Source organism: Bradyrhizobium sp. Crot121 (assembly GCF_059512385.1).
Genome location: NZ_JCAMOR010000001.1, coordinates 70,962 through 91,824, shown reverse-complemented (window position 1 = coordinate 91,824; position 20,863 = coordinate 70,962). Strand labels below are relative to the sequence as shown.

Annotated in this window: 19 protein-coding genes and 2 pseudogenes; 9 read left to right on the top strand and 12 right to left on the bottom strand. The window is 62.8% G+C overall.

Translation table 11 applies throughout. The annotated features are described in order from the left end of the window. The first annotated feature begins 48 nt into the window (after nt 1-48). From AC5ZGW_RS00405 to AC5ZGW_RS00395, 3 genes are all read left to right on the top strand, one after another. Nucleotides 49-414: a response regulator gene (locus AC5ZGW_RS00405; RefSeq protein WP_028165519.1), complete on the top strand. Its 366-nt coding sequence runs from the start codon at nt 49-51 to the stop codon at nt 412-414. Between the two features lie 85 nt (nt 415-499). Beyond that, nucleotides 500-1,663 carry a protein-glutamate methylesterase/protein-glutamine glutaminase gene (locus AC5ZGW_RS00400; protein WP_130228843.1) on the top strand — a complete coding sequence of 388 codons (1,164 nt, stop codon included), beginning with the start codon at nt 500-502 and terminating at the stop codon, nt 1,661-1,663. After that, nucleotides 1,660-2,532, top strand: coding sequence for a CheR family methyltransferase (locus AC5ZGW_RS00395; RefSeq protein ID WP_130228844.1), 873 nt, complete (start codon nt 1,660-1,662; stop codon nt 2,530-2,532). The genes AC5ZGW_RS00400 and AC5ZGW_RS00395 overlap by 4 nt, the downstream gene beginning before the upstream one ends. A gap of 170 nt (nt 2,533-2,702) precedes the next feature. Here the strand turns inward: AC5ZGW_RS00395 and AC5ZGW_RS00390 are convergent, their stop codons facing one another. From AC5ZGW_RS00390 to ctrA, 6 genes and pseudogenes are all read right to left on the bottom strand, one after another. Next, on the bottom strand, nt 2,703-3,860 hold the full coding sequence (locus tag AC5ZGW_RS00390; RefSeq protein WP_130228845.1) for a glutathionylspermidine synthase family protein: 1,158 nt from the start codon (nt 3,858-3,860) through the stop codon (nt 2,703-2,705). A 7-nt stretch (nt 3,861-3,867) separates the two neighbouring features. Next, nucleotides 3,868-4,095, bottom strand: a complete 228-nt coding sequence (locus AC5ZGW_RS00385) for a hypothetical protein (protein WP_130228846.1) — start codon at nt 4,093-4,095, stop codon at nt 3,868-3,870. Between the two features lie 115 nt (nt 4,096-4,210). Beyond that, entirely contained in the window at nt 4,211-4,597 is a 387-nt protein-coding gene (locus tag AC5ZGW_RS00380) for a hypothetical protein (protein WP_130228847.1), read from the bottom strand. 2 nt (nt 4,598-4,599) lie between these two features. Beyond that, nucleotides 4,600-4,992 (bottom strand): annotated as a pseudogene (locus AC5ZGW_RS00375) (DUF350 domain-containing protein); the annotation flags it as partial. 137 nt (nt 4,993-5,129) lie between these two features. Next, entirely contained in the window at nt 5,130-5,726 is a 597-nt protein-coding gene (locus AC5ZGW_RS00370) for a DUF4126 domain-containing protein (protein ID WP_130228849.1), read from the bottom strand. A gap of 181 nt (nt 5,727-5,907) precedes the next feature. Then, nucleotides 5,908-6,609, bottom strand: a complete 702-nt coding sequence (gene ctrA / locus AC5ZGW_RS00365; RefSeq protein ID WP_016848562.1) for a response regulator transcription factor CtrA — start codon at nt 6,607-6,609, stop codon at nt 5,908-5,910. Between the two features lie 369 nt (nt 6,610-6,978). Between ctrA and fliI the strand changes: the two genes are divergently transcribed. From fliI to AC5ZGW_RS00345, 4 genes are all read left to right on the top strand, one after another. Then, nucleotides 6,979-8,304, top strand: a complete 1,326-nt coding sequence (gene fliI, locus AC5ZGW_RS00360; protein ID WP_028162101.1) for a flagellar protein export ATPase FliI — start codon at nt 6,979-6,981, stop codon at nt 8,302-8,304. Nucleotides 8,305-8,412: 108 nt separating this feature from the next. Beyond that, the gene (fliJ, locus tag AC5ZGW_RS00355; RefSeq protein WP_028162102.1) at nt 8,413-8,829 is read left to right on the top strand and encodes a flagellar export protein FliJ; all 417 of its coding nucleotides are present in this window, start codon (nt 8,413-8,415) and stop codon (nt 8,827-8,829) included. 178 nt (nt 8,830-9,007) lie between these two features. Then, entirely contained in the window at nt 9,008-9,553 is a 546-nt protein-coding gene (locus AC5ZGW_RS00350) for a sigma-70 family RNA polymerase sigma factor (RefSeq protein WP_130228850.1), read from the top strand. Nucleotides 9,554-9,571: 18 nt separating this feature from the next. Next, nucleotides 9,572-10,471 (top strand): anti-sigma factor, encoded by a 900-nt coding sequence (locus tag AC5ZGW_RS00345; RefSeq protein ID WP_130228851.1) that lies wholly within the window; start codon nt 9,572-9,574, stop codon nt 10,469-10,471. A gap of 128 nt (nt 10,472-10,599) precedes the next feature. Here the strand turns inward: AC5ZGW_RS00345 and AC5ZGW_RS00340 are convergent, their stop codons facing one another. Both AC5ZGW_RS00340 and flhA read right to left on the bottom strand, forming a co-directional pair. Then, complete coding sequence (locus tag AC5ZGW_RS00340) at nt 10,600-10,794, bottom strand: hypothetical protein (protein WP_130228852.1); 195 nt, start codon at nt 10,792-10,794, stop codon at nt 10,600-10,602. A 310-nt stretch (nt 10,795-11,104) separates the two neighbouring features. Further along, complete coding sequence (gene flhA / locus AC5ZGW_RS00335; protein WP_130228853.1) at nt 11,105-13,333, bottom strand: flagellar biosynthesis protein FlhA; 2,229 nt, start codon at nt 13,331-13,333, stop codon at nt 11,105-11,107. A gap of 1,151 nt (nt 13,334-14,484) precedes the next feature. On the opposite strand from flhA, the gene AC5ZGW_RS00330 reads away from it, so the two are divergent. Continuing rightward, entirely contained in the window at nt 14,485-15,756 is a 1,272-nt protein-coding gene (locus AC5ZGW_RS00330; protein ID WP_130227464.1) for a cytochrome P450, read from the top strand. A gap of 17 nt (nt 15,757-15,773) precedes the next feature. Here AC5ZGW_RS00330 and AC5ZGW_RS00325 read toward each other — a convergent pair. Then, nucleotides 15,774-17,371, bottom strand: a pseudogene (locus tag AC5ZGW_RS00325) (GMC family oxidoreductase). Between the two features lie 481 nt (nt 17,372-17,852). Here AC5ZGW_RS00325 and AC5ZGW_RS00320 point away from each other — a divergent pair. Then, a complete protein-coding gene (locus AC5ZGW_RS00320; RefSeq protein WP_165435332.1) occupies nt 17,853-18,005 on the top strand; it encodes a hypothetical protein in 153 nt (50 codons plus the stop codon). Nucleotides 18,006-18,079: 74 nt separating this feature from the next. On the opposite strand, the gene AC5ZGW_RS00315 is transcribed toward AC5ZGW_RS00320, so the two are convergent. The 3 genes from AC5ZGW_RS00315 to AC5ZGW_RS00305 are packed head-to-tail and all read right to left on the bottom strand — an operon-like array spanning nt 18,080 to nt 20,854. Beyond that, nucleotides 18,080-18,802: a hypothetical protein gene (locus AC5ZGW_RS00315; RefSeq protein WP_245474835.1), complete on the bottom strand. Its 723-nt coding sequence runs from the start codon at nt 18,800-18,802 to the stop codon at nt 18,080-18,082. Further along, the gene (locus AC5ZGW_RS00310; RefSeq protein ID WP_130227463.1) at nt 18,799-20,178 is read right to left on the bottom strand and encodes an ABC transporter permease; all 1,380 of its coding nucleotides are present in this window, start codon (nt 20,176-20,178) and stop codon (nt 18,799-18,801) included. The genes AC5ZGW_RS00315 and AC5ZGW_RS00310 overlap by 4 nt, the downstream gene beginning before the upstream one ends. Continuing rightward, the gene (locus AC5ZGW_RS00305) at nt 20,165-20,854 is read right to left on the bottom strand and encodes an ABC transporter ATP-binding protein (protein WP_245474834.1); all 690 of its coding nucleotides are present in this window, start codon (nt 20,852-20,854) and stop codon (nt 20,165-20,167) included. The genes AC5ZGW_RS00310 and AC5ZGW_RS00305 overlap by 14 nt, the downstream gene beginning before the upstream one ends. Between the last annotated feature and the right edge of the window lie 9 nt (nt 20,855-20,863).

Sequence of the window (20,863 nt, the reverse complement as noted above, 5' to 3'; positions counted from 1 at the left end):
AACTGAAACGGAAACGTCCCTCGCGGGATGAGGAAGTAGAGGCCCAACATGAGAACCTGTCTTGTCGTCGATGACTCCAGCGTCATTCGCAAGGTCGCGCGTCGCATCCTGGAAGGCCTCGATTTTCAGATTGTCGAGGCCGAGGACGGCGAGAAGGCGCTGGAAGCCTGCAAGCGCGCCATGCCCGCCGCCGTGTTGCTCGATTGGAACATGCCGGTGATGGATGGCTACGAATTCCTCGGCAATCTGCGCCGGATGCCCGGCGGCGATCAGCCCAAGGTGGTGTTCTGCACCACCGAGAACGACGTCGCGCATATCGCCCGCGCGCTGCATGCCGGCGCCAACGAATACATCATGAAGCCGTTCGACCGGGACATCGTTACCGCGAAGTTCCAGGAGGTCGGCCTGATCTGAGTGTCGTGTTCGATCCGGCGGCTGAAAGCCATCGGCATGGGAGCATGATCCGGAGAAGGCCTGCCGTTGAGCCGTTGGTGAATTGATGAGTGTTGCGTTGACAAATGCCCCGTCCCGGACTTCGACGCGGGAGGAGCCGTTGCGGGTGATGGTGGTCGACGACTCCGTCGTCATCCGCGGCATGATCTCGCGCTGGATCGGCGCGGAATCCGACATGGAGGTGACGGCCTCATTCCGCACCGGTCTCGACGCCGTCAACCAGCTCGAGCGCGTCAATCCCGATGTCGCCGTGCTCGACATCGAAATGCCGGAGCTCGACGGCATCTCGGCGCTGCCGAAGCTGCTGGCCAAGAAGCGTGATCTCGTCATCATCATGGCCTCGACGCTGACCCGTCGCAACGCGGAGATCAGCCTGAAGGCGCTGTCGCTCGGCGCGGCCGACTACATCCCCAAGCCGGAAAGTACGCGCGAGGCCGGCGCCGCAGAAACCTTCCGGCACGACCTGATCCAGAAGATCCGCCATCTCGGTGCCAAGGTGCGCCGGCGCGCGACACCCGTCGCCGCAAGCCCGGCATTGGCGCCGGTGCAGGACAAGGCGCGCGAAGCCGCGACCCGCCCGGCGACTTCGCAGCAGGCATTGGTGCGCCGCCCCTTCGGCATGCTGGCGCCGAAGGTGCTGTTGATCGGCTCGTCGACCGGTGGTCCGCAGGCGCTGATGGCGCTGGTCGCCGAGATCGGACCGGTGATCGACCGCTTTCCGGTGCTGATCACCCAGCACATGCCGCCGACCTTCACGACGATCCTGGCCGAGCATCTCGCGCGTGCCAGCCGCCGGCCGGCGCATGAGGCTGTTGACGGCGAGATCGTCAAGGCCGGCCAGATCTATCTGGCGCCGGGCGGCCGCCATATGCGCGTTGCGCGCCGCGGCGCCGAGATCGCGATCGCACTCGATGACGGACCGCCGGTGAATTTCTGCAAGCCTGCGGTTGATCCCATGTTCATGTCCGCGATCGATGTCTGGCAGGGCGGCATCATGTCGGTGATCCTGACCGGCATGGGGTCGGACGGCATGCGCGGCGGCAAGGATATCGTGGCCGCCGGCGGCAGCGTGATTGCGCAGGACGAGGCGACCAGTGTCGTGTGGGGCATGCCGGGCGCGGCGGCGAATGCGGGGATCTGCGCGGCCGTGCTACCGCTCAAGGAGATCGGACCGAAGCTTAACCGGTTGTTTGCGGGAGATCGTTCGTGACGCCGATGGATTATGATTATCTGCGCAAGCTCCTGAAGGAGCGGTCCGGCCTCGACCTGTCGTCCGACAAGCAATATCTGGTCGAGAGCCGCCTGGTGCCGCTTGCGCGCAAATCGGGATTATCAGGCATTCCGGAGCTGGTCCAGAAGATGAAGGGCGCTAGCGCCGAGGCGCTGACATCGGAAGTGGTCGAGGCGATGACCACCAACGAGACGTTCTTTTTCCGCGACAAGATTCCGTTCGACCATTTGAAGCAGGCGGTGCTGCCGGCGCTGATCCAGGCGCGGGCCGCGCGGCGTTCGCTGCGCATCTGGTGCGCGGCGTCGTCCACCGGGCAGGAGCCTTACTCGATCGCGATGTGTCTGAAGGAAATGGGCGCGGCGCTCGCGGGCTGGCGGCTCGAGATCGTCGCGACCGACCTGTCGCAGGCAGTCCTGGAAAAATCCAAGGCCGGCATCTTCAGCCAGTTCGAGGTGCAGCGCGGCCTGCCGATCCAGTTCCTGGTGAAATACTTCACCCAGATCGGCGAGTTCTGGCAGCTCAATGCCGATATCCGCGCCATGGTGCAGCATCGCCAGCTCAACCTGCTGCAGGACTTCTCCCATCTCGGCACGTTCGATGTGATCTTCTGCCGAAACGTGCTGATCTATTTCGATCAGGAGACGAAGACGGATATCTTCGCGCGGCTTGCAAAAATGCTCGAGCCCGACGGCGTGCTGGCGCTGGGGGCGGCCGAGTCCGTGGTTGGTATCAGCAGCGTCTTCAAGCCCTATCCGGACCGCCGCGGTCTCTATTGCCTGGGCACCGCGCCGGTCGCGCGCACCGGCGCGCCGATCGGGCTCAAGGCTGTCGCTTCCGCGGCGCGATAGAGTTAAGCGGCGACACCCAACCCTACAACTCCGTCGCCCGTGATCGTCATTGCGAGCGCAGCGAAGCAATCCATCTCACCACTTGCGGAGGCATGGATTGCTTCGCGGAGCCTGTCATCGGGCGCGCGTTCGCGCGACCCGTTGGCTCTCAATGACGCAGGGACCACCCCTCAAAGGATCGCGTGGGGCAAAAAGCGCGACGTGTTCCCCGTGATCGGATTCTCGTCCTCGCGGATCGATAGCCCGCATGGGGTGTGATCGATCAACCAGCTCCCGATCACCGGATATTGGCCTGCGAAATTCGGCAGCGGCGCCGGCGCCTGGCGGATGAAGCCTTCGGCGCCGTAGGGCCCCTCCTGCTCGATCAGCGTGGTGCCGGCGCTGACAAGCGCGACATTGGCGCCCTCGCGCGAATAGATCGGCTTGCGGACGAACGAGCTGCCGAGCGTTTGCGCGTTCGGATCATCCTCGAAATAGGCCGGCAGCAGATTGGGATGGTTCGGAAACATCTCCCACAGCAGCGGCAGGATGCCTTTGTTGGACAGGATTGCCTTCCACGGCGGCTCGATCCAGCGCGTCGGCGCGCTCGCGAGCCTGGTGCCGAAGGTGTCGTGAAACATCCATTCCCAAGGATAGAGCTTGAATGCGAGCTCGATTGCGCGGTTATCGAGGTCGACAAAGCGGCCGTCCTCGGTAAGGCCGATGCCCTCGATATCGAGCAGCGTGGTCGCAAGGCCGGCCTGCGAGGCGGTGTCCTCCAGATAGGCCAGCGTTGCGGCGTCCTCGGCATTGCCGGTCATGCCGGCAAGATGCAGGTGCTCGCCGGATGCCAATTTCTTCCAGGCGTCGATCAACCGCTCGTGGATCGAATTGTACTGGTCGGATCGCTTCGGGATGATGTTGCGCTCGATCGCCTGCTCGAGCCAGGTCCATTGGAACACCGCCGCCTCGAAGATCGAGGTCGGCGTGTCGGCATTGTACTCCAGCAGCTTGGCCGGTCCGCGCCCGTCGAAGCTGAGATCGAGCCGGCCATAGAGGCTTCCGTCGTCGCGGCGCCAGCTTTCCGCAATCAGCGGCCAGAACGCTTCCGGGATCTTCAATCGGCGTAGATATTTTTCATCTTCGGTGGCGCGGCCGACGAGTTCGAGGCACATCGCGTCGATCTCGCCGGTCGGCTCCTCGATCCCGCGCTCGATCTCGTCCAGCGCGAAGGCGTAATAGGCGCGTTCGTCCCAATAGCGTTCGCCGCCTATGGTGTGGAAACTGAAGCCGGCGCGCTCGGCGGTCGCCGGCCAGTCGTCACGTTCCGAACAAGGAATGCGCCGCATGCGGATATCAGCTTCCGCCATACGAAGGGTCGAATTCAACGTCACCACGGGCGTTGAAGCGGCGTGGCGTCCCGCCGAAGCCGCCATAGACCGCGCGGCAACTGGGTTTGCCGCCGGGGCCGGGTGCGGCCGTGTTGCCGGGGCCGCAATCAGTGCGCGGTACCAGCCCCATCGAGGCGGCGCCGACCGCAACGCTTCCCATCAGTTTCAGGACGACCCGGCGCGAGCGTTTCATGACGGCAGTCCCGTTCTTCCGCCATTTGCGGTGTGGCACCAGTCTCCAACAGCGGCCGATGCCAAGGCAAGCAAAAGCAGTCATTTCACGGTGATGTGCGAAGGGTACGCTTCTCTCAACCACCGGAAAAGCCGAAGGCGTGCGCGAACGAACCGAAGCCGCCGCGGCTGACATGGTTCGATCCGGAGTCGGATGTGCCTGAGGCGGAGTGGCTCGAGGAGGAGCCGCTGCTGGAGTAGCGCGAGCCGCCGCTGGAGCCGTGGCTGGAGGAGGACGATCCGCGCTGCCGGCATTCGGTGTCGCCCTGCGAAAACGACGGCGCGGCGCCGTTCGGCGGGCGCTCGCAGTTCTCGCTCGGCATCAGCAAATAGGCGGTGCCGCCGACCGCGAGCGTGCCCATCAGGATCAGGACGATCTCGGCCGAACGTTTGGTCGGTGGGCGCGGCGGCACAGGGGCCGACTTTCGCGTTCCGAACTCCTTGGGTGGTGGAAGGCTTGTCATGGTCAGTAGATCATCGAAGCGGCGTTGAGGGCGCCGGCGGCGAGCGAGGAAAGCCCGAGCCAGATCGCGGGTGCGAGTTCGCCGTCTGCGATCCGTCCCGACAGGTTCGGCACGGGGACCTTGACGATGAAATAGACGATGATCTGGACGATCAGCGCGACCACGCTCCAGATCAGGCAATCGATGACATTGGCCGAGTGCGCGATCGCGCTCACCACCGGCAGTACGAAGCCGCACAGGCTGAGGCCCAGCGCGATCGCTGCTGCCGTATTGTTCTCGCGGATAAGCTCGAATTCGTTGTGCGCGGTGACGCGGGTATAGACGAAGAGGTAGGCCATGACGGCGACGAGCGCCGTGCAGAAATAGACCAAGAAAGCCGGAAGCCCGGCAAGCGTGCAGGATCATTCAACGCGCCGTTTCATCCTTTGGGCGCGGCGATGCAAAAACCAAATCTGACCTTAGCAATCGCGCCCCCGATTCGCCCGACAACAGAATTGCACGAGCGATTGGTCGGCGCATGACGATGGTGGGTTCAATCCCCGCTTATGGGTTCGTTTGGCCGATGCGATCCCCGAGTCGAGCCCCGAAGCAGGCGGAATGCGAGCCAGAAAAACAGGATGACCAGCGCGAGCGCGGCGAGCGGCGCGGCCAGGGCTAGAAGTGCCATCAGCGAGGCGCTCCCGAGTTCGGCCGTCGCGACGGCCGGATTCCCAAGGCCGCCGGTGAAGACGGATGATTTTGCCCGGAGTATCGCGGTCAAACCTTGCGTGATGCCGGCAACGCCGCCTCCCGCGATAATGGCCGCCGTCCATTTCACCATCGGCGGCAAGTCGGTCATGACAGCGGCGGAAACGATTGTCCCCGCGACGACAGCAGCGGGCGTCGCCACCGTATCGAGCAGGTTGTCCACACCGGGAATGTAGAACGCGGCGATCTCGGCTATCGCCGCGGTGCCAAGCATGATGATCGCGGCAGGTGTGCCGAGCCATGCAAAGCCCTCATTCAGATTCGCGTGTCCGGTGTAGGCGGCCACGCTCAGGGCCAGCAGCGGCAGGAACAGCCGGAAGCCGGTTGCGGCGGCCAAGCCGATGCCAAGCCCAACCGACAGTGCCAGATCGAAGTTCGACATGTGCCGCAAACTCCATCAGCCCAGTTCGGCTGATCGTAACAGCTTTTGCGAAGTTTCGATTGGCCCCGCCAGGTTGAGGGTCGCCATGGCGAACAATATTACCGACCAGTTTGAGGCTGGCGCAAAACAGAAACCCCGCCGTTTCGGCGGGGTTTTCGTCGGAGCAGCGAGATCGGGGCGATTAGGCCGGGATGCGTTCGTCCGCCTCATGCGGCTCGCGCAGCACGTAGCCGCGGCCCCATACGGTCTCGATGAAGTTGCGGCCTTCGGAGGCGTTGGCGAGCTTCTTGCGCAGCTTGCAGATGAAGACGTCGATGATCTTCAATTCCGGCTCGTCCATGCCGCCATAGAGATGGTTCAGGAACATTTCCTTGGTCAACGTGGTGCCCTTGCGCAGCGAGAGCAGCTCCAGCATCTGATATTCCTTGCCGGTCAGATGCACGCGCTGGCCGCCGACTTCCACCGTCTTGGTGTCGAGATTAACCACGAGGTCGCCGGTCTGGATGACGGACTGGGCATGGCCCTTGGAGCGGCGCACGATGGCGTGGATACGCGCGACCAGCTCGTCCTTGTGGAAGGGTTTGGTCATGTAGTCGTCGGCGCCGACGCCGAGACCCTTGACCTTGTCCTCGATGCCGGCGAGGCCGGAGAGGATCAGAATGGGGGTTTTGATCTTGGAGACCCGGAGCTGCTTCAGCACGTCGTAGCCGGACATGTCGGGCAGGTTCAGGTCGAGAAGGATAATGTCGTAGTCATAGAGTTTGCCGAGATCGACGCCTTCTTCTCCGAGGTCCGTCGTATAGACGTTGAAACTCTCGGATTTGAGCATCAATTCGATCGACTGCGCGACGGCGCTGTCATCTTCTATCAGCAAAACGCGCATGCCAGTCCCCTTTAGTCGCCGCTCCTGGGCGTCAGGTCGGCCGCACTTGCGGCACTCACAAAACGCCTTTGCACAACTGATTCGGATCCTGACGAGACATGGTTAACAAAAACTGATTCCCATCCGCAAGGTCCGCGGTGCAATTTTTTTCGAATCGCCCTAAGATCTTGCGCAGAAGCAGCTTTTCTCATCCGTTCTCGTTCAAGCTCCACTTTAAGAGGCCGGACTAACCGACTCTTGCGACTCGCCCTTCTTCTGAACAGGCAAGCGACCTCAGTCACCCAAAGACAGTGACGCAATGATTAATGATGCGGGTAAACACGAAGTTAAGCGGATGCGGAGAAATCGGCGAAACTTAAGGTTTTCGCAATGAAAGCGCTCGCGGAACAGATCGGCGACATCGACGGCGTCAATATTTATGGCCGCGTGGTCGGCGTCCGCGGGCTCATGGTTGAGATCGCCGGCCCCATCCATGCGATGTCGGTCGGCGCCCGCATCGTGATCGACGTTGGCGGCAATCGCTTCATCCCGGCGGAGGTCATCGGCTTCTCCGGCAGCAACGCGGTGGTGATGCCGTTCGGTGGTCTCGAAGGCGTCAGGCGTGGCTGCCGTGCTGTCATCGCCAACGCCGCCGGCTTCGTGCGGCCGTCGGCGGCCTGGCTCGGCCGCGTCGTCAACGCGATGGGCGAGCCGATCGACGGCAAGGGTCCGCTGCCGCAGGGCGCCTCTCCCGTTCCCTTCCGCAACGCACCGCCGCCGGCGCATTCGCGCAAGCGGGTCGGCAGCCCGCTCGATCTCGGCATCCGCGCGCTCAACACGTTCCTGACCTGCTGCCGCGGCCAGCGGCTCGGCATCTTCGCCGGCTCCGGCGTCGGCAAGTCGGTGCTGCTCTCGATGCTGGCGCGCAACGTCGATGCCGACATCTCGGTGATCGGGCTGATCGGCGAACGCGGCCGCGAGGTGCAGGAATTCCTCCAGGAAGACCTCGGCGAGGAGGGCCTCGCGCGCTCGGTGGTCGTGGTCGCGACCTCCGACGAGCCGGCCTTGATGCGGCGGCAGGCCGCTTACCTCACGCTCGCGATCGCGGAGTATTTTCGCGATGAGGACAAGGAGGTGCTGTGCCTGATGGATTCGGTGACGCGCTTTGCCATGGCGCAGCGCGAGATCGGGCTGTCCGCCGGCGAGCCGCCGACCGCCAAGGGCTATACGCCGACGGTGTTCACCGAACTGCCGAAGCTTCTGGAGCGGGCAGGGCCGGGGACCGGGGTCGGTGCCATCACCGCGATCTTCACGGTGCTGGTCGATGGTGACGACCACAATGAGCCGATCGCCGATGCCGTGCGCGGCATCCTCGATGGTCACATCGTGATGCAGCGCTCGATCGCCGAGCGCGGGCGCTATCCTGCGATCAACATCCTCAAATCGGTCTCCCGCACGATGCCGCGCTCGGCCGACCCGGCATTTCTCCCCGTTATCACCAGGGCGCGTCAGGTGATGGCGACGTACGCCGATATGGAGGAGTTGATCCGGCTCGGCGCCTACCGGGCCGGTTCCAGCCCGGAAGTGGACGAGGCAATCCGCCTGCACGAGCCTTTGGAGGCCTTCCTGCGCCAGGGCAAGGGCGAGTCTGTCAGTTTGGCCGACGGCTATCGGCAACTGGCGCAAATCCTCTCGAATTTGGAAACGGAACGCTAACTTTGTCGGGCCATCATCCGCGGCATGTCATTAGCTGCGCCGGCGGGGTCCAGGGGGAGCCGGCCTTGTCCCGCGTTCGAAATCGGGACTTCTGGGGAGTATGAGTCGATGAAGTCACGTGACACGCTGATCCGCCTGAAGAAATTTCAGGTCGACGAGAAGCGCCGCAGGGTCACCCAGATCGAAGGCATGATCGCCGATTTCCATCGCATGTCGGTGGAGCTTGAACGCGAGATCCAGGTCGAGCAGGAGCGAGCCGGGATCAACGATCCCGCTCACTTTGCCTATCCGACCTATGCCAAGGCTGCGATCCAGCGCCGCGAAAACCTCACCCGCTCCGCTGACGAGCTGCGCATCCAGCTCGAGGAGGCCAAGGCGCAGCTTGGCGAAGCCTTCGAGGAACTCAAGAAGGTCGAGCTCCTGGACGAACGCGACCAGGCCCGCGAGCGCGCTGAAGAGAGCGCCCGGGAGCAGGCCGACATGGACTCGATCGGCTTGATGCGGGCGCGTCTCGGCGTTGCCTGAATCCTGAACCTCTCCACATTGGATGGGAACCGAACCCGGGCTGCGAGGCCCGGGTTTTGCTTTGGAAAGGTCCCGAATCCATCGGCTGGTGGACCGCGGCCTGCCGAACTATGCTACGAAGGGATAGGATTAATTCCCGGCATCAGGCGAACAGGGATCGCGATTTGGGGGATGCTGAATGCTGACGCCGGCTGAACTGGTCTGGCTGATCGCTGCCGTTGCGAAGGGGGATGAGGCCGCTTTCGAGCGATTGTACGTGGCCACGCGGGCGAAACTCTTCGGCGTCGTCCTGCGTATCTTGCGGCGACAGGATCTTGCCGAGGAAATCATTCAGGATACTTACGTCAAGATCTGGAACAGCGCGGGACAATTCGACCCGGCGCTGGCGTCGCCGATCACCTGGATGGCATCCATTGCCCGCAACCGCGCCATCGACATGGTCCGCAAGAAGAGCGAAATCTCGCTGGAGGAAGAGCCTGCGGCGATGGAGGTCGCGGCCGAGACGCCCGATCCGCTGGCGCGACGCGAGATGACGGAGGAACTGCGCCGCTTATTGGAATGCGTCGGCCGTCTGGAGCCGGACCGGCAGAAGCTCGTGCTGCTTGCCTATTACAACGGCTGGAGCCGCGAGCAGCTCGCCGTCAAATTCGAGACGCCGGTGAACACGGTGAAGACATGGCTGCGCCGCAGCCTGCTGGAGATCAGGGAGTGTCTTGGGGTTTGAGAGCCCCGATATCGTGTGATGGCTCATAACGAGGACCATATCGCGCTCGCCGCCGAGTATGCGCTCGGCTCGCTCGATGCGGAGGAGCGCGCGCAGGTCGAGACCATGATGGCGATGGACAAGGAGTTCACCGCCCTCGTGCAGGCCTGGGAATTCAGGCTCGGCCCGCTCAACCAGATGGTGGGCCTGGTCGAGCCGCGGCCGATCGTGTGGGAGAACATCAAGAGCGTGATCGCGCAATCCTCCGCACCGCAAGCGCCCTTGGCCCTGCCGCCGGAAGCCCCGTCACCTTCGCCCCCGCCGGTGGAGCCGAGAGTCGTCGCGGAGGCGCCCGTTCAGCAGGCACCGCTCGTCGATGACGGTCGGGTCGTCCAGCTCACAAGCCGGCTCAGACGCTGGCGCGGCGTGGCGTCGGCGGTGAGCACGATTGCTGCTGCGCTCCTGGTGGTGCTGGGGCTTCAGGTCTACCGGCCCGATGCCCTGCCTGACGCCATCCGTCCGAAGCCCCGCACAGAGATTGTGGAGGTCAAGACACCGCCCCCGCCGCCCTCGGGACAATTTGTCGCCGTGCTGCAGCAGGACGGCAACTCCCCAGCCTTCATCCTGACCGTCGATGCCGCCACCAGGAACTTCACGGTGCGCCGGGTCGGCGCGCCGCCGGAGCCCGGCAAGAGCTTCGAGCTGTGGCTGATCTCGGACAAGCTGCCGCAGCCGCGCTCGCTCGGCGTGATCGGCGCTGATGATTTCACCGAGCGCCCGGTGCTGTCGTCCATCGATGCCGCCACGATCAATGATGCGACCTACGCAGTCACCGTCGAGCCGGAGGGGGGGTCGCCGACGGGCATGCCGACCTCGGCACCGATCTTCTCCGGCAGGCTGATCGAGAGCGTGCCGCCGGGAACCGCTGATTCAAAATAAAAAGAAAACGCCCGTGGGGAGCGGGCGTTTTCGATAGTCAACTTGGGGGTAGTTGGGGGTCTTAATATCCACGTGGCCTTTGGGGGGCTGTAAAGAACCACGTGAATTCCGTAAATTCCTCTCCTGCTCTAGCGTACGAGCGAATTGTTCGATGAGGTGATGGCCACCGGCTTGCCGGCCTTCATCACCCGCGCGGTCTGGTACTCGTCCACGCCGTTGCGCGCCATGATGCCAAGGCCGGCCACAACCACACCCGCTACGAGTGCAACGACCACAATCTTCAGATGGGTCGTCCGATCCGCGCTGTAGATCGAGTGGTTCATGGAAGTCTCCTGCCGCCTTCCCTGTCGCTTACTTTTTGTCGGTCGCCTCTTCCGACAGGTTCAACATCCTTGCGCCCTTCCAACATAGGAATCGCGGATTCCGTTCCGTAGAGGCGATCACAAGCCCGTGAACAGACGTGATCCGACGCGATTGAAATCCGCGCTGGCGGGGATATTGTTCAGTTATTGCAATGCGTTAGATCGAGAGCGGGGCGCGGCGACGATAAGCTGTTGAAATTAAGCCATTTTCTACAAACAAGTTGCATGTGACGAAAATGCTGCGTCGCTTTGCAACTGATTTGCGCGCCGGTCACACGCTCCCGACGGTCTTCAAGCGTGCCCGCGGATGGATTTCCGCCTGCGACAAAACGGTCGTCTGCGAGCGGAAGCGTTCAACCAGCGAGCGAACGAAGGGCCGGATCGCGGCCGAGGTCACCAGCACCGGCGCTTCGCCTTCGCGCGCGGCCTGCTCGAAGGCGTTGCGGGTCGCGGTCATGAATTCCGACAATTTGGACGGCTGCATCGCAAGGCTCCTGTCCTCGCCCGTGCCCACGATCGATTCCGCGAACGCCTGCTCCCAGCGCGCCGACAGCGCGATCAGCGGCAGGTAGCCGTTGTAGGAAGTGTTCTGCGCGCAGATCTGCCGCGCCAGGCGGGCGCGGACATGCTCGACCATGGTCGCCGGATTGCGCGAGAAGGCGAGCGCGTCGGCAATGCCTTCGAGGATGGTCGAGAGGTCGCGGATTGAGACGCGCTCGGCCAGCAGCAGTTGCAGCACGCGCTGGATGCCGGAGATCGTGACCTGGCTCGGCACGATATCCTTGATCAGTTCGCCCTGTTCCTTCGGCAGTTCCTTGAGCAGCTTCTGCACCTCGCCGTAGGACAACAGGTCCGACATGTTGTTCTTGAGCAGCTCGGTCAGGTGCGTCGACAGCACGGTGGCGGCATCGACCACGGTGTAGCCCTTCAGCGAGGCCTCTTCCTTCAGCGCGGCGTCGACCCAGGTCGCAGGCAGACCAAACGTCGGCTCGACGGTATGGATGCCGGGGATCGCGACCTGGTTGCCGCCGGGGTCCATCACCATGAACTGGTTCGGCCAGATCCGCCCCGTGCCGGCATCGACCTCCTTGATCTTGATGACATAGGTGTTGGCCTCGAGCTGGACGTTGTCGAGGATGCGCACCGCCGGCATCACAAAGCCCATCTCGACCGCGAGCGAGCGGCGCAGCGCCTTGATCTGCTCGGTCAATCGGTCGGTGCCGTCGGGGCCGTTGACGAGCGGCAGCAGCGCATAGCCGAGCTCGATCTTGAGGTCGTCGATCTTTAGCGCGCTCGAGATCGGCTCCTCGGCGGCTGCTGCGGCTGCCGCTGCCGCAGCAGTAGGGGCGGCCGCAGCGGCGGCCTGGACGGCCTTGGCGGCATGCTTCTGCTTGCGCGCGGTCCAGGCCAGCGCGGCGGCGCCGGAGCCCAGCGCCAGGAACGGGATCATCGGAATGCCCGGCAGCAGCGACAGCACGATCATGACGCCGGCCGACATGCCGAGCGCCTGAGGATAGCCCGAGAGCTGTTTCATCAGCGCCTTGTCGGCGGCGCCGGAGACGCCGGCCTTCGAGACCAGGAGGCCCGCGGCGGTCGAGACGATCAGCGCCGGGACCTGCGTCACCAGGCCGTCGCCGACGGTCAGCACCGTGTAGGTGCGCGCGGCTTCGGCAAAGCCGAGGCCCTGCTGGGCGACGCCGATGATGATGCCGCCGACGACGTTGATGAACACCACGAGCAGGCCGGCGATCGCGTCGCCACGGACGAATTTCGAGGCACCGTCCATGGCGCCGAAGAAGCCGCTTTCGTCTTCCAGCTCCTTGCGCCGTTCCTTGGCGACCTTCTCGTCGATCAGGCCGGCGGAGAGGTCGGCGTCGATGGCCATCTGCTTGCCCGGCATCGAATCCAAATGGAAGCGTGCCGCGACTTCGGCGATGCGGCCCGAACCCTTGGTGATGACGACGAAGTTGACGATGACCAGGATCGCGAACACGATGATCCCGATCACGAAATTGCCGCCCATCACGAAATTGCCGAAGGCCTCGATGACGTGGCCGGCGGCTGCCGTGCCCTCATGCCCGCGCGACAGGATCAACCGGGTCGAGGCCAGGTTGAGCGACAGCCGCAGCATGGTCGAGATCAACAGGATGGTCGGGAATGAGGAGAATTCCAGTGGCGCCTGGATGAACAGCGCGGTCATCAGGATCAGGACCGACAGCGTGATCGAGATCGCCAGGAACAGGTCGAGCACGATCGCGGGCAACGGCAGGATCAGCACCACCAGAATGGTGAGGATGCCGAACGCCAGCGCGATGTCGCCGCGCTTCAGGATATTGGTGATGTCGGCCAGGGAGAAGCCGCCGGATGCCGTGCCCTGACCCGCCGTCACGTCGACCATGGTAGCCCGATCCCCCCGCGCCTGCCGGGCGCGGCCGCCAAATGTCTGCGCGGCGGCTTGCGGGCCGCCGCTCCGAAAGTGAGGCACCGCGCTGGCGTCCACGGGGGATCCCCTCCCGTCATCCGCGACCGACGACACTCGACTTCACCCGGCAATTTTTGCCCAGCGTATGGTTAGTAAAGGGTTAACGGCACTGTCCTTTCGGGAGGCTTGCCCACCCTACGGCGTCGCCGCGAGTTCTGATTCAAGATGTCAAACAGCTCTCCGCTGTCATCGTCCGGGGTTGACCGGACGATCCAGTATTCCAGAGGCAGCAGTGCTTGAGCCGAGTGGCCGCCGGATACGATGCCCCGCCTTCGCGGGGGCATGACGGTGGAGTTGGGGAGAGATGTGAGTTCGCGTTCTCGCGGTGCGTTGCGCCCGAGCTTTGCGTCTCGTTTCACCCTCTCATCAATCAGAGGGCGCAGGGAAAGCCGGGTGCTGGTTGCACCCGTGGGTCCCGTGCAACAAAAAGCACGGGGGTAGGACCACAGGTTCAACCGAAGCATTCCGGCTTTCCCTGCGCGATGGTTTTACAGCTTACTTCGTGCTCTCCCTGGTGACCGGGCTTTCTTGCCACCATCGCTGTGTTCAACGAACAAAACTTAGCGCCAGCGTCGGGGCGCCAGGACCACACGACTTCGCCGTCCGCTGATGTTGCGTTCGTCTTTCGCAACACCCGCGTCCACCGCATCTCACCGCAACGTTCGTGACGATCGCGACCCGCCCCTCATCTGCCGTGAGACGCGCGGAGTTAAATCACTGATTTGCCCGACGGCGGAAGCGGAATGTTTTTCGCTACAGGGCTGGACGGGGCAAATCAGGTTGAAATCGCAGGTGAATTTTTCTTCGTCATTCCGGGGCGATGCGACAGCGTCGAGCTATGATGTGCAATTGCACATCAGAGAATCCATTTCTCCGCTCGTGCATGCGGCTAGATGGATTCCGGGCTCGCGCTGCGCGCACCCCGGAATGACGGAGAGTGAGGCGCGCGGCCTATCTTGAGACGCCGCTTGCAACGGCTCGCCGGGATTGGGCGAAGCCGAAGCAGCATCGAGCCATGACGCGTAATTGCGCGTCAGCGAATTGCATCACGAAAACCGGCGCACGGGCCGAGATGCAGACAAACGGATTTGATTCGTGCCCATCAAGCACTCCGCAGAAGATCAGACGCTCCGCACAAGAAAAAGGAAAGGACCGACGAGGAGCCGGCCATGCACAGGACACTCGATCCCACTCAAGACAGCCGATACGACAGGGCCCGAGAGCGGGCTCTCTCCCTGCCGCTGGAAGAGCTCGATCCCGCAGATCCCGAGCTGTTCCGCTCCAACACCCATTGGCCCTATTTCGATCGGCTGCGCAAGGAAGATCCGGTCCACTACACCAGCGACAGCATGTTCGGCCCGTATTGGTCCATCACCAGATACGAGGACATCATCGATGTTGAAGCTAATCATGCGGTGTTCTCCTCGGCCTCGGCGCTTGGCGGCATCACCCTGGTCGACGTGACACCCGACCTGCGCCGCGAGAGCTTCATCAGCATGGATCCTCCGCGCCATGCCGCTCAGCGCAAGACGATAGCTCCAGTATTCACGTCAACACATCTCGAACAGTTGGCAATCGGCATCCGTGAGCGCTCTGTCGAATGCTTCGACAATCTGCCGACCAGTGAGGTGTTCGACTGGGTCGGCCGGGTCTCGATCGAGCTGACCACGCAGATGCTGGCCGTCCTGTTTGATTTTCCCTTCGAGGATCGCCGAAAGCTGACGCGCTGGTCTGATCTGGCAACGACCATTCCGGGCCCCGGAGGAGTCGTTGCAACCGAGGACGAGCGGCAGGCTGAACTTGAAGAATGCGCGCGATATTTCAGCCGGCTCTGGGACGCGCGCATCAACCAGCCGCCGAAAAGCGATCTGTTGTCGCTGATGGCGCACAGCCCGGCCGCACGCGACGTGGATCCGAAAAATTTCCTCGGTAATCTGCTGCTTTTGATCGTCGGCGGGAACGAGACTACTCGCAATACCTTGTCGGGCAGCATCTATGCGGTCAACCGGCATTGGGATCAGTATCAGAAGCTCAGGAAGAGCCCTGCCCTGATCGATAGTTTCGTGCAGGAGGTGATCCGCTGGCAGACGCCAGTTGCCCATATGCGGCGGACGGCACTTTCCGACATCGAGTTCCGCGGCAAGCGGATCAGGAAGGGCGATAAAGTCGCGATGTGGTATGTCTCGGGCAACCGCGACGAAGAGGTCATCGAGAAGCCTTACGAGTTCATCATCGATCGGGAGCGACCGCGCCAGCATCTGTCGTTCGGCTTTGGTATTCACCGTTGCGTCGGGCTTAGGCTCGCCGAGCTGCAGCTCAAGATCATCTGGGAAGAAATCCTGAAGCGTTTCGAGCGTATAGAAGTGGTCGACGAACCGAGGCGAGTGTATTCGAATTTCGTCAATGGCTACGAGACCCTGCCTGTTCGGATTGCCAGATAGCGAACACCGGAGTCCGCTCATGGCCCGAGGCGGTGAGTGGCTTTCAGGAACTCGCCAGCACGCTCGCCGATGACAACGTATGGGGCCATGGTATTGCCGGTCGTCACCCGCGGCAGGACCGATCCGTCGGCGATCCGCAAATGATCGAGGCCGTAAACGCGCAAGTCGTGGTCGACCACCGACATGGCATCGCGCCCCATCTTGGCAGTGCAGGTTTGGTGCGAGTGGCTGACCGTCGCATTACGGATGAACGTTTCCAGCCCGGAATCGTCGACCGGTCCCGGCACGAGTTCTCTTTTCATGAAAGGTCGCAAGGCCGGTGAATTGCCGATAGCCCTGCAGAACTCGACACAGGTCTTCAGCGCCTTCAGATCGGCGGGATCGTCGAGGCAGTTTGCATCGATCTCGACTGGGTCGTCTGGATTGGGTCCGGTCAGTCGGAGGCAGCCCGGCTGGCGGTGCGCAGTACCGCATTTGTCAGTGACCAACTATCGGGCGGCAGCGGATCCTTGGCGGCCTGCGGACTGGCATAGGGTGCCTCGACTATGAGCGTCTGCAGGTCCGGCACCTCGAGCGCGGAGTCACTGCGCCAAAGTGCGGTCGCTTCCGTCAAATTGTTGCGGCGTTCAATAGGCCCACACGACTCCCAGACGCATGGTGCCATGAAGTGATCCTGGAAGTTCTGACCAACGCCGGGCAGATGCTGGACAAGAGGAATGCCGAAGCGTTTCAGCTCGGCCTCATCGCCGATACCGGACTGCATGAGCAGCTTGGGCGTGTGAATGGCGCCCAGCGACAGCACGACTTCGCCAGCACCGATGCGACGCATCTTGCCCTCATACGCGACCTCCACGCCGGTCACTCGCTTGCCGGCCAACGTTAGACGAGTGACGAGTGCGCCTGTCAGGACCGTGAGATTTGAACGATCCATGATAGGAGAGACATAGGAACGGAAGATGGATTGCCGTCGGCCATCACGGACGCACAGGTTGGTGAGGGCGGCGCCACCATGGCCCTCCATCATCACGCCGTTCTGGTCATCGAACGTCCGAACGCCGACGGTGGCAAAGGCCTCGATCATCGCGGCGGCGAGAGGATGCGGATCAGGCGCCGGTTGCACGAAGACCATCCCCCCGGAGCCGCGGCGGGCTGCATCCGGTGCGCCGTGCCAGTCCTCGATGCGCCGATAGATCTGCAGCACGGATTGATAGTTCCAGCCGTCATCACCGGCTTCCGCCGCGAAGCCATCCCAATCCGCTTTGTGGCCGCGCGACCAAACCATCACGTTGATACTGGATCCGCCACCGAGCACCTTGCCCATGGACATGGGAATGGCGCGATCGTTCAGCCGAGGATTTGGCATCGCGTTGAAGGACCAGTCGTGTTCGCCACGGCGAAGGGCGGGCCAACGCGACGCGCTCATGATGTCCGGCACGTCATCGCTGCCGCCGGCTTCGAGCAGGAGAACGCTGACGTCGGCATTTTCCGCCAAACGCCGCGCCACTACTGAACCCGATGACCCCGACCCGCAAATGATGAAGTCATAGTGGGACTTCAACTCAGCTCTCAGTTTCTGCTGATTGGCCTCAACACGAGCGGCAAGGTCGTCGGCCATGATCTTCCTCTTGCACGATCGCCATCATGGGACGGCGCTTGACTGATATTCCTCGGCGAATTCTATCAGGAGTCCGAAGCGCCGCTGTTATCGATGAGCGGCATCACCGAAGTGTGTCCCGCCCAGGCAAAGGTTACAGCCGCAACACTTGGCGTCTGAGGACGCGAGAATCACGGGGTGGGTTGGTCGAGCCACACGCATCGTAACTTCCACGCGTGAGAGTGATGGCGTAACGCACGGGGCAGAGGCGCAACGGATGGCGGATTACGTTTTTTGGCTGTACTCGTTGAAGCAACGGAGAACGGGACGCTGGATCATGAACCGATTAGACGGAATCGGATCATGATCTCATCTTTGTTCAAGCATGAGTTCCGTGCAAACGGTTTCCGTTTGTCGGATGCGGAGCGCTCGCCGCTTTAACAAGTTGTAAACTTCTCCCGATCAATTTGACGGACTTCGCCCACATAGCAAGGAGCTCCAAATGTTGCGCCGCGAGCGTAAAGAGTTGGAACAAAAGCTTGCGCAAACCCGAAGGCTGGCACAGGAACCGACCGATCTGTTTACGCGCGAACGGTTGGCGCAGCTTATCGAGGACTTGGAGTTTCGGTTGGAGGCCGGTCGCGTCGCCGCCTAGGCTCGCGTATCGGAGCGCGATCTTCGGTCCGCAGATGATGCGCTCATCGGTGGCGAAAGCGTTTACCGTATTTCTCAGTCGGCTGCCGTGACGATGTAGTCGGCGAATTGTACGTGGCTATCGGCCTTTGACCACAGGCCGACGCGACCCGAGACGGGCTGCGCCAATGTGTGCTCGAGATAGAGCTTGCCATCGAGATAGCCCTCGACCTTTGTACCGATGATGCGAACCTTGAGGTCGTGCCATTGGCGCGTGGCGGTCGGCGTGTTGCGCACCCATTTGACCGACGAGCGCTTGCCGTTCTCGAACTTCCAGAGCACGAGGTTGTTTTCCAGACAATTGGCGCGGACGGTCAGGTAGTTGCCGTTCGGCTTCAGGTTGAACAGGATTCCGGCACCCTGATCGATGCGGCCGGACAATCCCTGGAAGCGCACGGTGATCTCGCCGTTGGTGAAGTTTTCGATGTTGGGCGCGATCACGTAGGGGAAGTAGGCATAGGCCTGGACCCGATCGAGGAATTCGGCGTAGCGCTCGCCATACAGCGCGCGCGCCTTGTCGGCGATCCCGGCAGACGATTGTCCCTCCTTCCACTGCCGGCCGTCCACCGCAAGCACCTTCTTGCCGCTATCGCTCTCGATGTGCCAGATGCCGACGACCGGCACGAGCGATTTCGGCTCTGTGCCCACGGTTTCGTCGACAAAGTCGATTTTTGTCGGCTGCCCGGCGAGTGCCGGCAGCGCCAGCGCTGCGAGAACCATCGCAGCAGCGATGGCCTTGATGCTTCCTCCTGCGGTCATGATTGGGCTCCTTTGCAGGTGAACAGGGATTTGGCCGGCGGGCGCCGGCTCCACCACCAGGCGCCCGCGATCAACAGCGGTAGTCCGCCGACGAACCAGAAGAGTGCAGCATCTGCCGTGGCGACCAGCGGATAGCCCGGATATTCGTCACTGGGTGCGGGCGCGGGCGGTTGCTTGCCGGCGAGGGCATACAGCAGCGGCAGGACTTCGCGCGGACTGGTCGAGCGGCTGACATCCGATCGGGCGCCGTATGAGTATTCGATTTCGCCATAAGCATCATTGGCCGGTTGGCTGGCGGCATCGCGATGGCTGCCGGCGACAATGATCGAGACGTTCGGCATCGCGCGATCGAGCTTTGCCAGCACGTTGCGTTGCAGATCGGCGTAGCGTGGATCCTCGGGGGCGAGATTCACCTTGATGATCAGAGGCAGTTGGAGCGTGGCGAGCAGCCGCTGATCGGCAGCCGGGAAGGAGTTTCGCCGGTCCTCGGTGACATCGACCGATTGCCTGATCTGCGTCGCCAGACCGAGCGCCAGCAAGATGGCGAGCACGCATGGGACAGAACGCATGCACTTGGTTTGCGTTGGGACGCCGGGCGGCAACCAGATGGACGCGAGGGCGGACAGGGCTGCGATTGCGCCGGTCACGCCGAGCACCAGCCCGGCGGAGAGCAAGCCTTGTTCGAACGGGCGCAGCGCCTGCGTCAGTGATAGTTGCGCGACAAAGGCCGCGAGGCCGGAATGGCCGGCGAGGGTGAAGTCGAGCACCCATGATCCGATCGTCACTGCCAGCGCGATGATGGCTGAAGTGGCCGCGCTATCGGCAATGGTCGCGGCGAATAATGCAATCGCGGCCACGAGCAGGCCGTAGAGCAGATGGCCGAACAAGAGATTCACGGTCTCGGACGCCGCAAGATGCCCGCCCATCATCGCCCAGATCGCGAGTGCTGAAAGGGCGGGAATGCTTACCAGAATCCAGGCCGCGAGCACGGCGGCGAGCTTGGCAAGAATGAGCGTCGAGGATCGATAGGGCAACTGGACCAACAGGCGCAGCGCGCCCGATTCCTTTTCCTGGCCCAGCGCGCGGATCGCCACGAATGGGAACAGCAGCGTGACCGCGACGTAGAACGCGCCGAATGTCGGCACCAGGACGCCGTCGAGCGGCGACAGGCTTGCCGCCAGTACCGGAGATTGCTGCGCCGACGCGCTCGCTTCGCCATAGAGCGAGACGGCTTGAACGAAGCTGTAGCCGATCAATGGACAGACCAGGAGAAGCATCGTCCAGAGCGCCCGGCCGCAGACAATCTCGGCCAATTCCTTTGCAAGCAGCGGAGCAAGCGGCGCCTCGCGAGCGCGATGTGGTTCAGGTGAGCGCAAGAAAAATCTCCTCCAGCGAGCCGTTCGCCAGCGCGGTTATCGCGCGCAATTCGCCGAGAGTGCCGATACCGCGTACCTTTCCTCCGGCGAGCAGCAGAAAGCGGTCGCAGGCACGCTCGGCATCCGCGAGCTGGTGGATGGCGAGGATGAAGGTGCGTCCACGCGCCGCCTCCTGGCGGATCACGTCGATGATGGTGCGCGTCTGCCTGATGTCGAAGCCATCGAACGGTTCGTCCATCACCAGCACGTCATGCGGTGTCAGCAGACCGAGCCCGAGCAGCAGCCGGCGGTTGTAGCCCTTGGACAGCGCATGCACGCGCTTGCCGAGGGCCGGCGTCAATCCGACGGCAGCGATCGTTGCGGCCGTTTGCGCTGCCGTTCGCTTGTGGACCCGCGCAAAGAAAGTCATGACGTCGATCGCGAACCGGTCCTGATAGGGCCGTATGCCATCGGGCAGATAGAACAGCGCTTCCTTTCTCCGCGGTGGGGGCAATTCCTCGCCGCACCAGAAAACAGTGCCTTGCTCCGTCGCGAGCAAGCCCACAAGCGATTCCAGCAAGGTCGTCTTCCCGGCCCCGTTCGGACCGACAATGCCAAGGATTTCACCGGCCGCGACGGAAAATGAGACATGCGCGACCGCCGCCTCCTGGCCGTACCGCTTAACGAGGTCTTCCACGCGAAGGAA

Coding starts and splice junctions, on each gene's coding strand:
- AC5ZGW_RS00405 (WP_028165519.1), top strand. CDS start 49: ATGAGAACCTGTCTTGTCGTCGATGACTCCAGCGTCATTCGCAAGGTC.
- AC5ZGW_RS00400 (WP_130228843.1), top strand. CDS start 500: ATGAGTGTTGCGTTGACAAATGCCCCGTCCCGGACTTCGACGCGGGAG.
- AC5ZGW_RS00390 (WP_130228845.1), bottom strand. CDS start 3,860: ATGCGGCGCATTCCTTGTTCGGAACGTGACGACTGGCCGGCGACCGCC.
- AC5ZGW_RS00385 (WP_130228846.1), bottom strand. CDS start 4,095: ATGAAACGCTCGCGCCGGGTCGTCCTGAAACTGATGGGAAGCGTTGCG.
- AC5ZGW_RS00380 (WP_130228847.1), bottom strand. CDS start 4,597: ATGACAAGCCTTCCACCACCCAAGGAGTTCGGAACGCGAAAGTCGGCC.
- AC5ZGW_RS00370 (WP_130228849.1), bottom strand. CDS start 5,726: ATGTCGAACTTCGATCTGGCACTGTCGGTTGGGCTTGGCATCGGCTTG.
- ctrA (WP_016848562.1), bottom strand. CDS start 6,609: ATGCGCGTTTTGCTGATAGAAGATGACAGCGCCGTCGCGCAGTCGATC.
- fliI (WP_028162101.1), top strand. CDS start 6,979: ATGAAAGCGCTCGCGGAACAGATCGGCGACATCGACGGCGTCAATATT.
- fliJ (WP_028162102.1), top strand. CDS start 8,413: ATGAAGTCACGTGACACGCTGATCCGCCTGAAGAAATTTCAGGTCGAC.
- AC5ZGW_RS00350 (WP_130228850.1), top strand. CDS start 9,008: ATGCTGACGCCGGCTGAACTGGTCTGGCTGATCGCTGCCGTTGCGAAG.
- AC5ZGW_RS00345 (WP_130228851.1), top strand. CDS start 9,572: ATGGCTCATAACGAGGACCATATCGCGCTCGCCGCCGAGTATGCGCTC.
- AC5ZGW_RS00340 (WP_130228852.1), bottom strand. CDS start 10,794: ATGAACCACTCGATCTACAGCGCGGATCGGACGACCCATCTGAAGATT.
- AC5ZGW_RS00330 (WP_130227464.1), top strand. CDS start 14,485: ATGCACAGGACACTCGATCCCACTCAAGACAGCCGATACGACAGGGCC.
- AC5ZGW_RS00320 (WP_165435332.1), top strand. CDS start 17,853: ATGTTGCGCCGCGAGCGTAAAGAGTTGGAACAAAAGCTTGCGCAAACC.
- AC5ZGW_RS00315 (WP_245474835.1), bottom strand. CDS start 18,802: ATGACCGCAGGAGGAAGCATCAAGGCCATCGCTGCTGCGATGGTTCTC.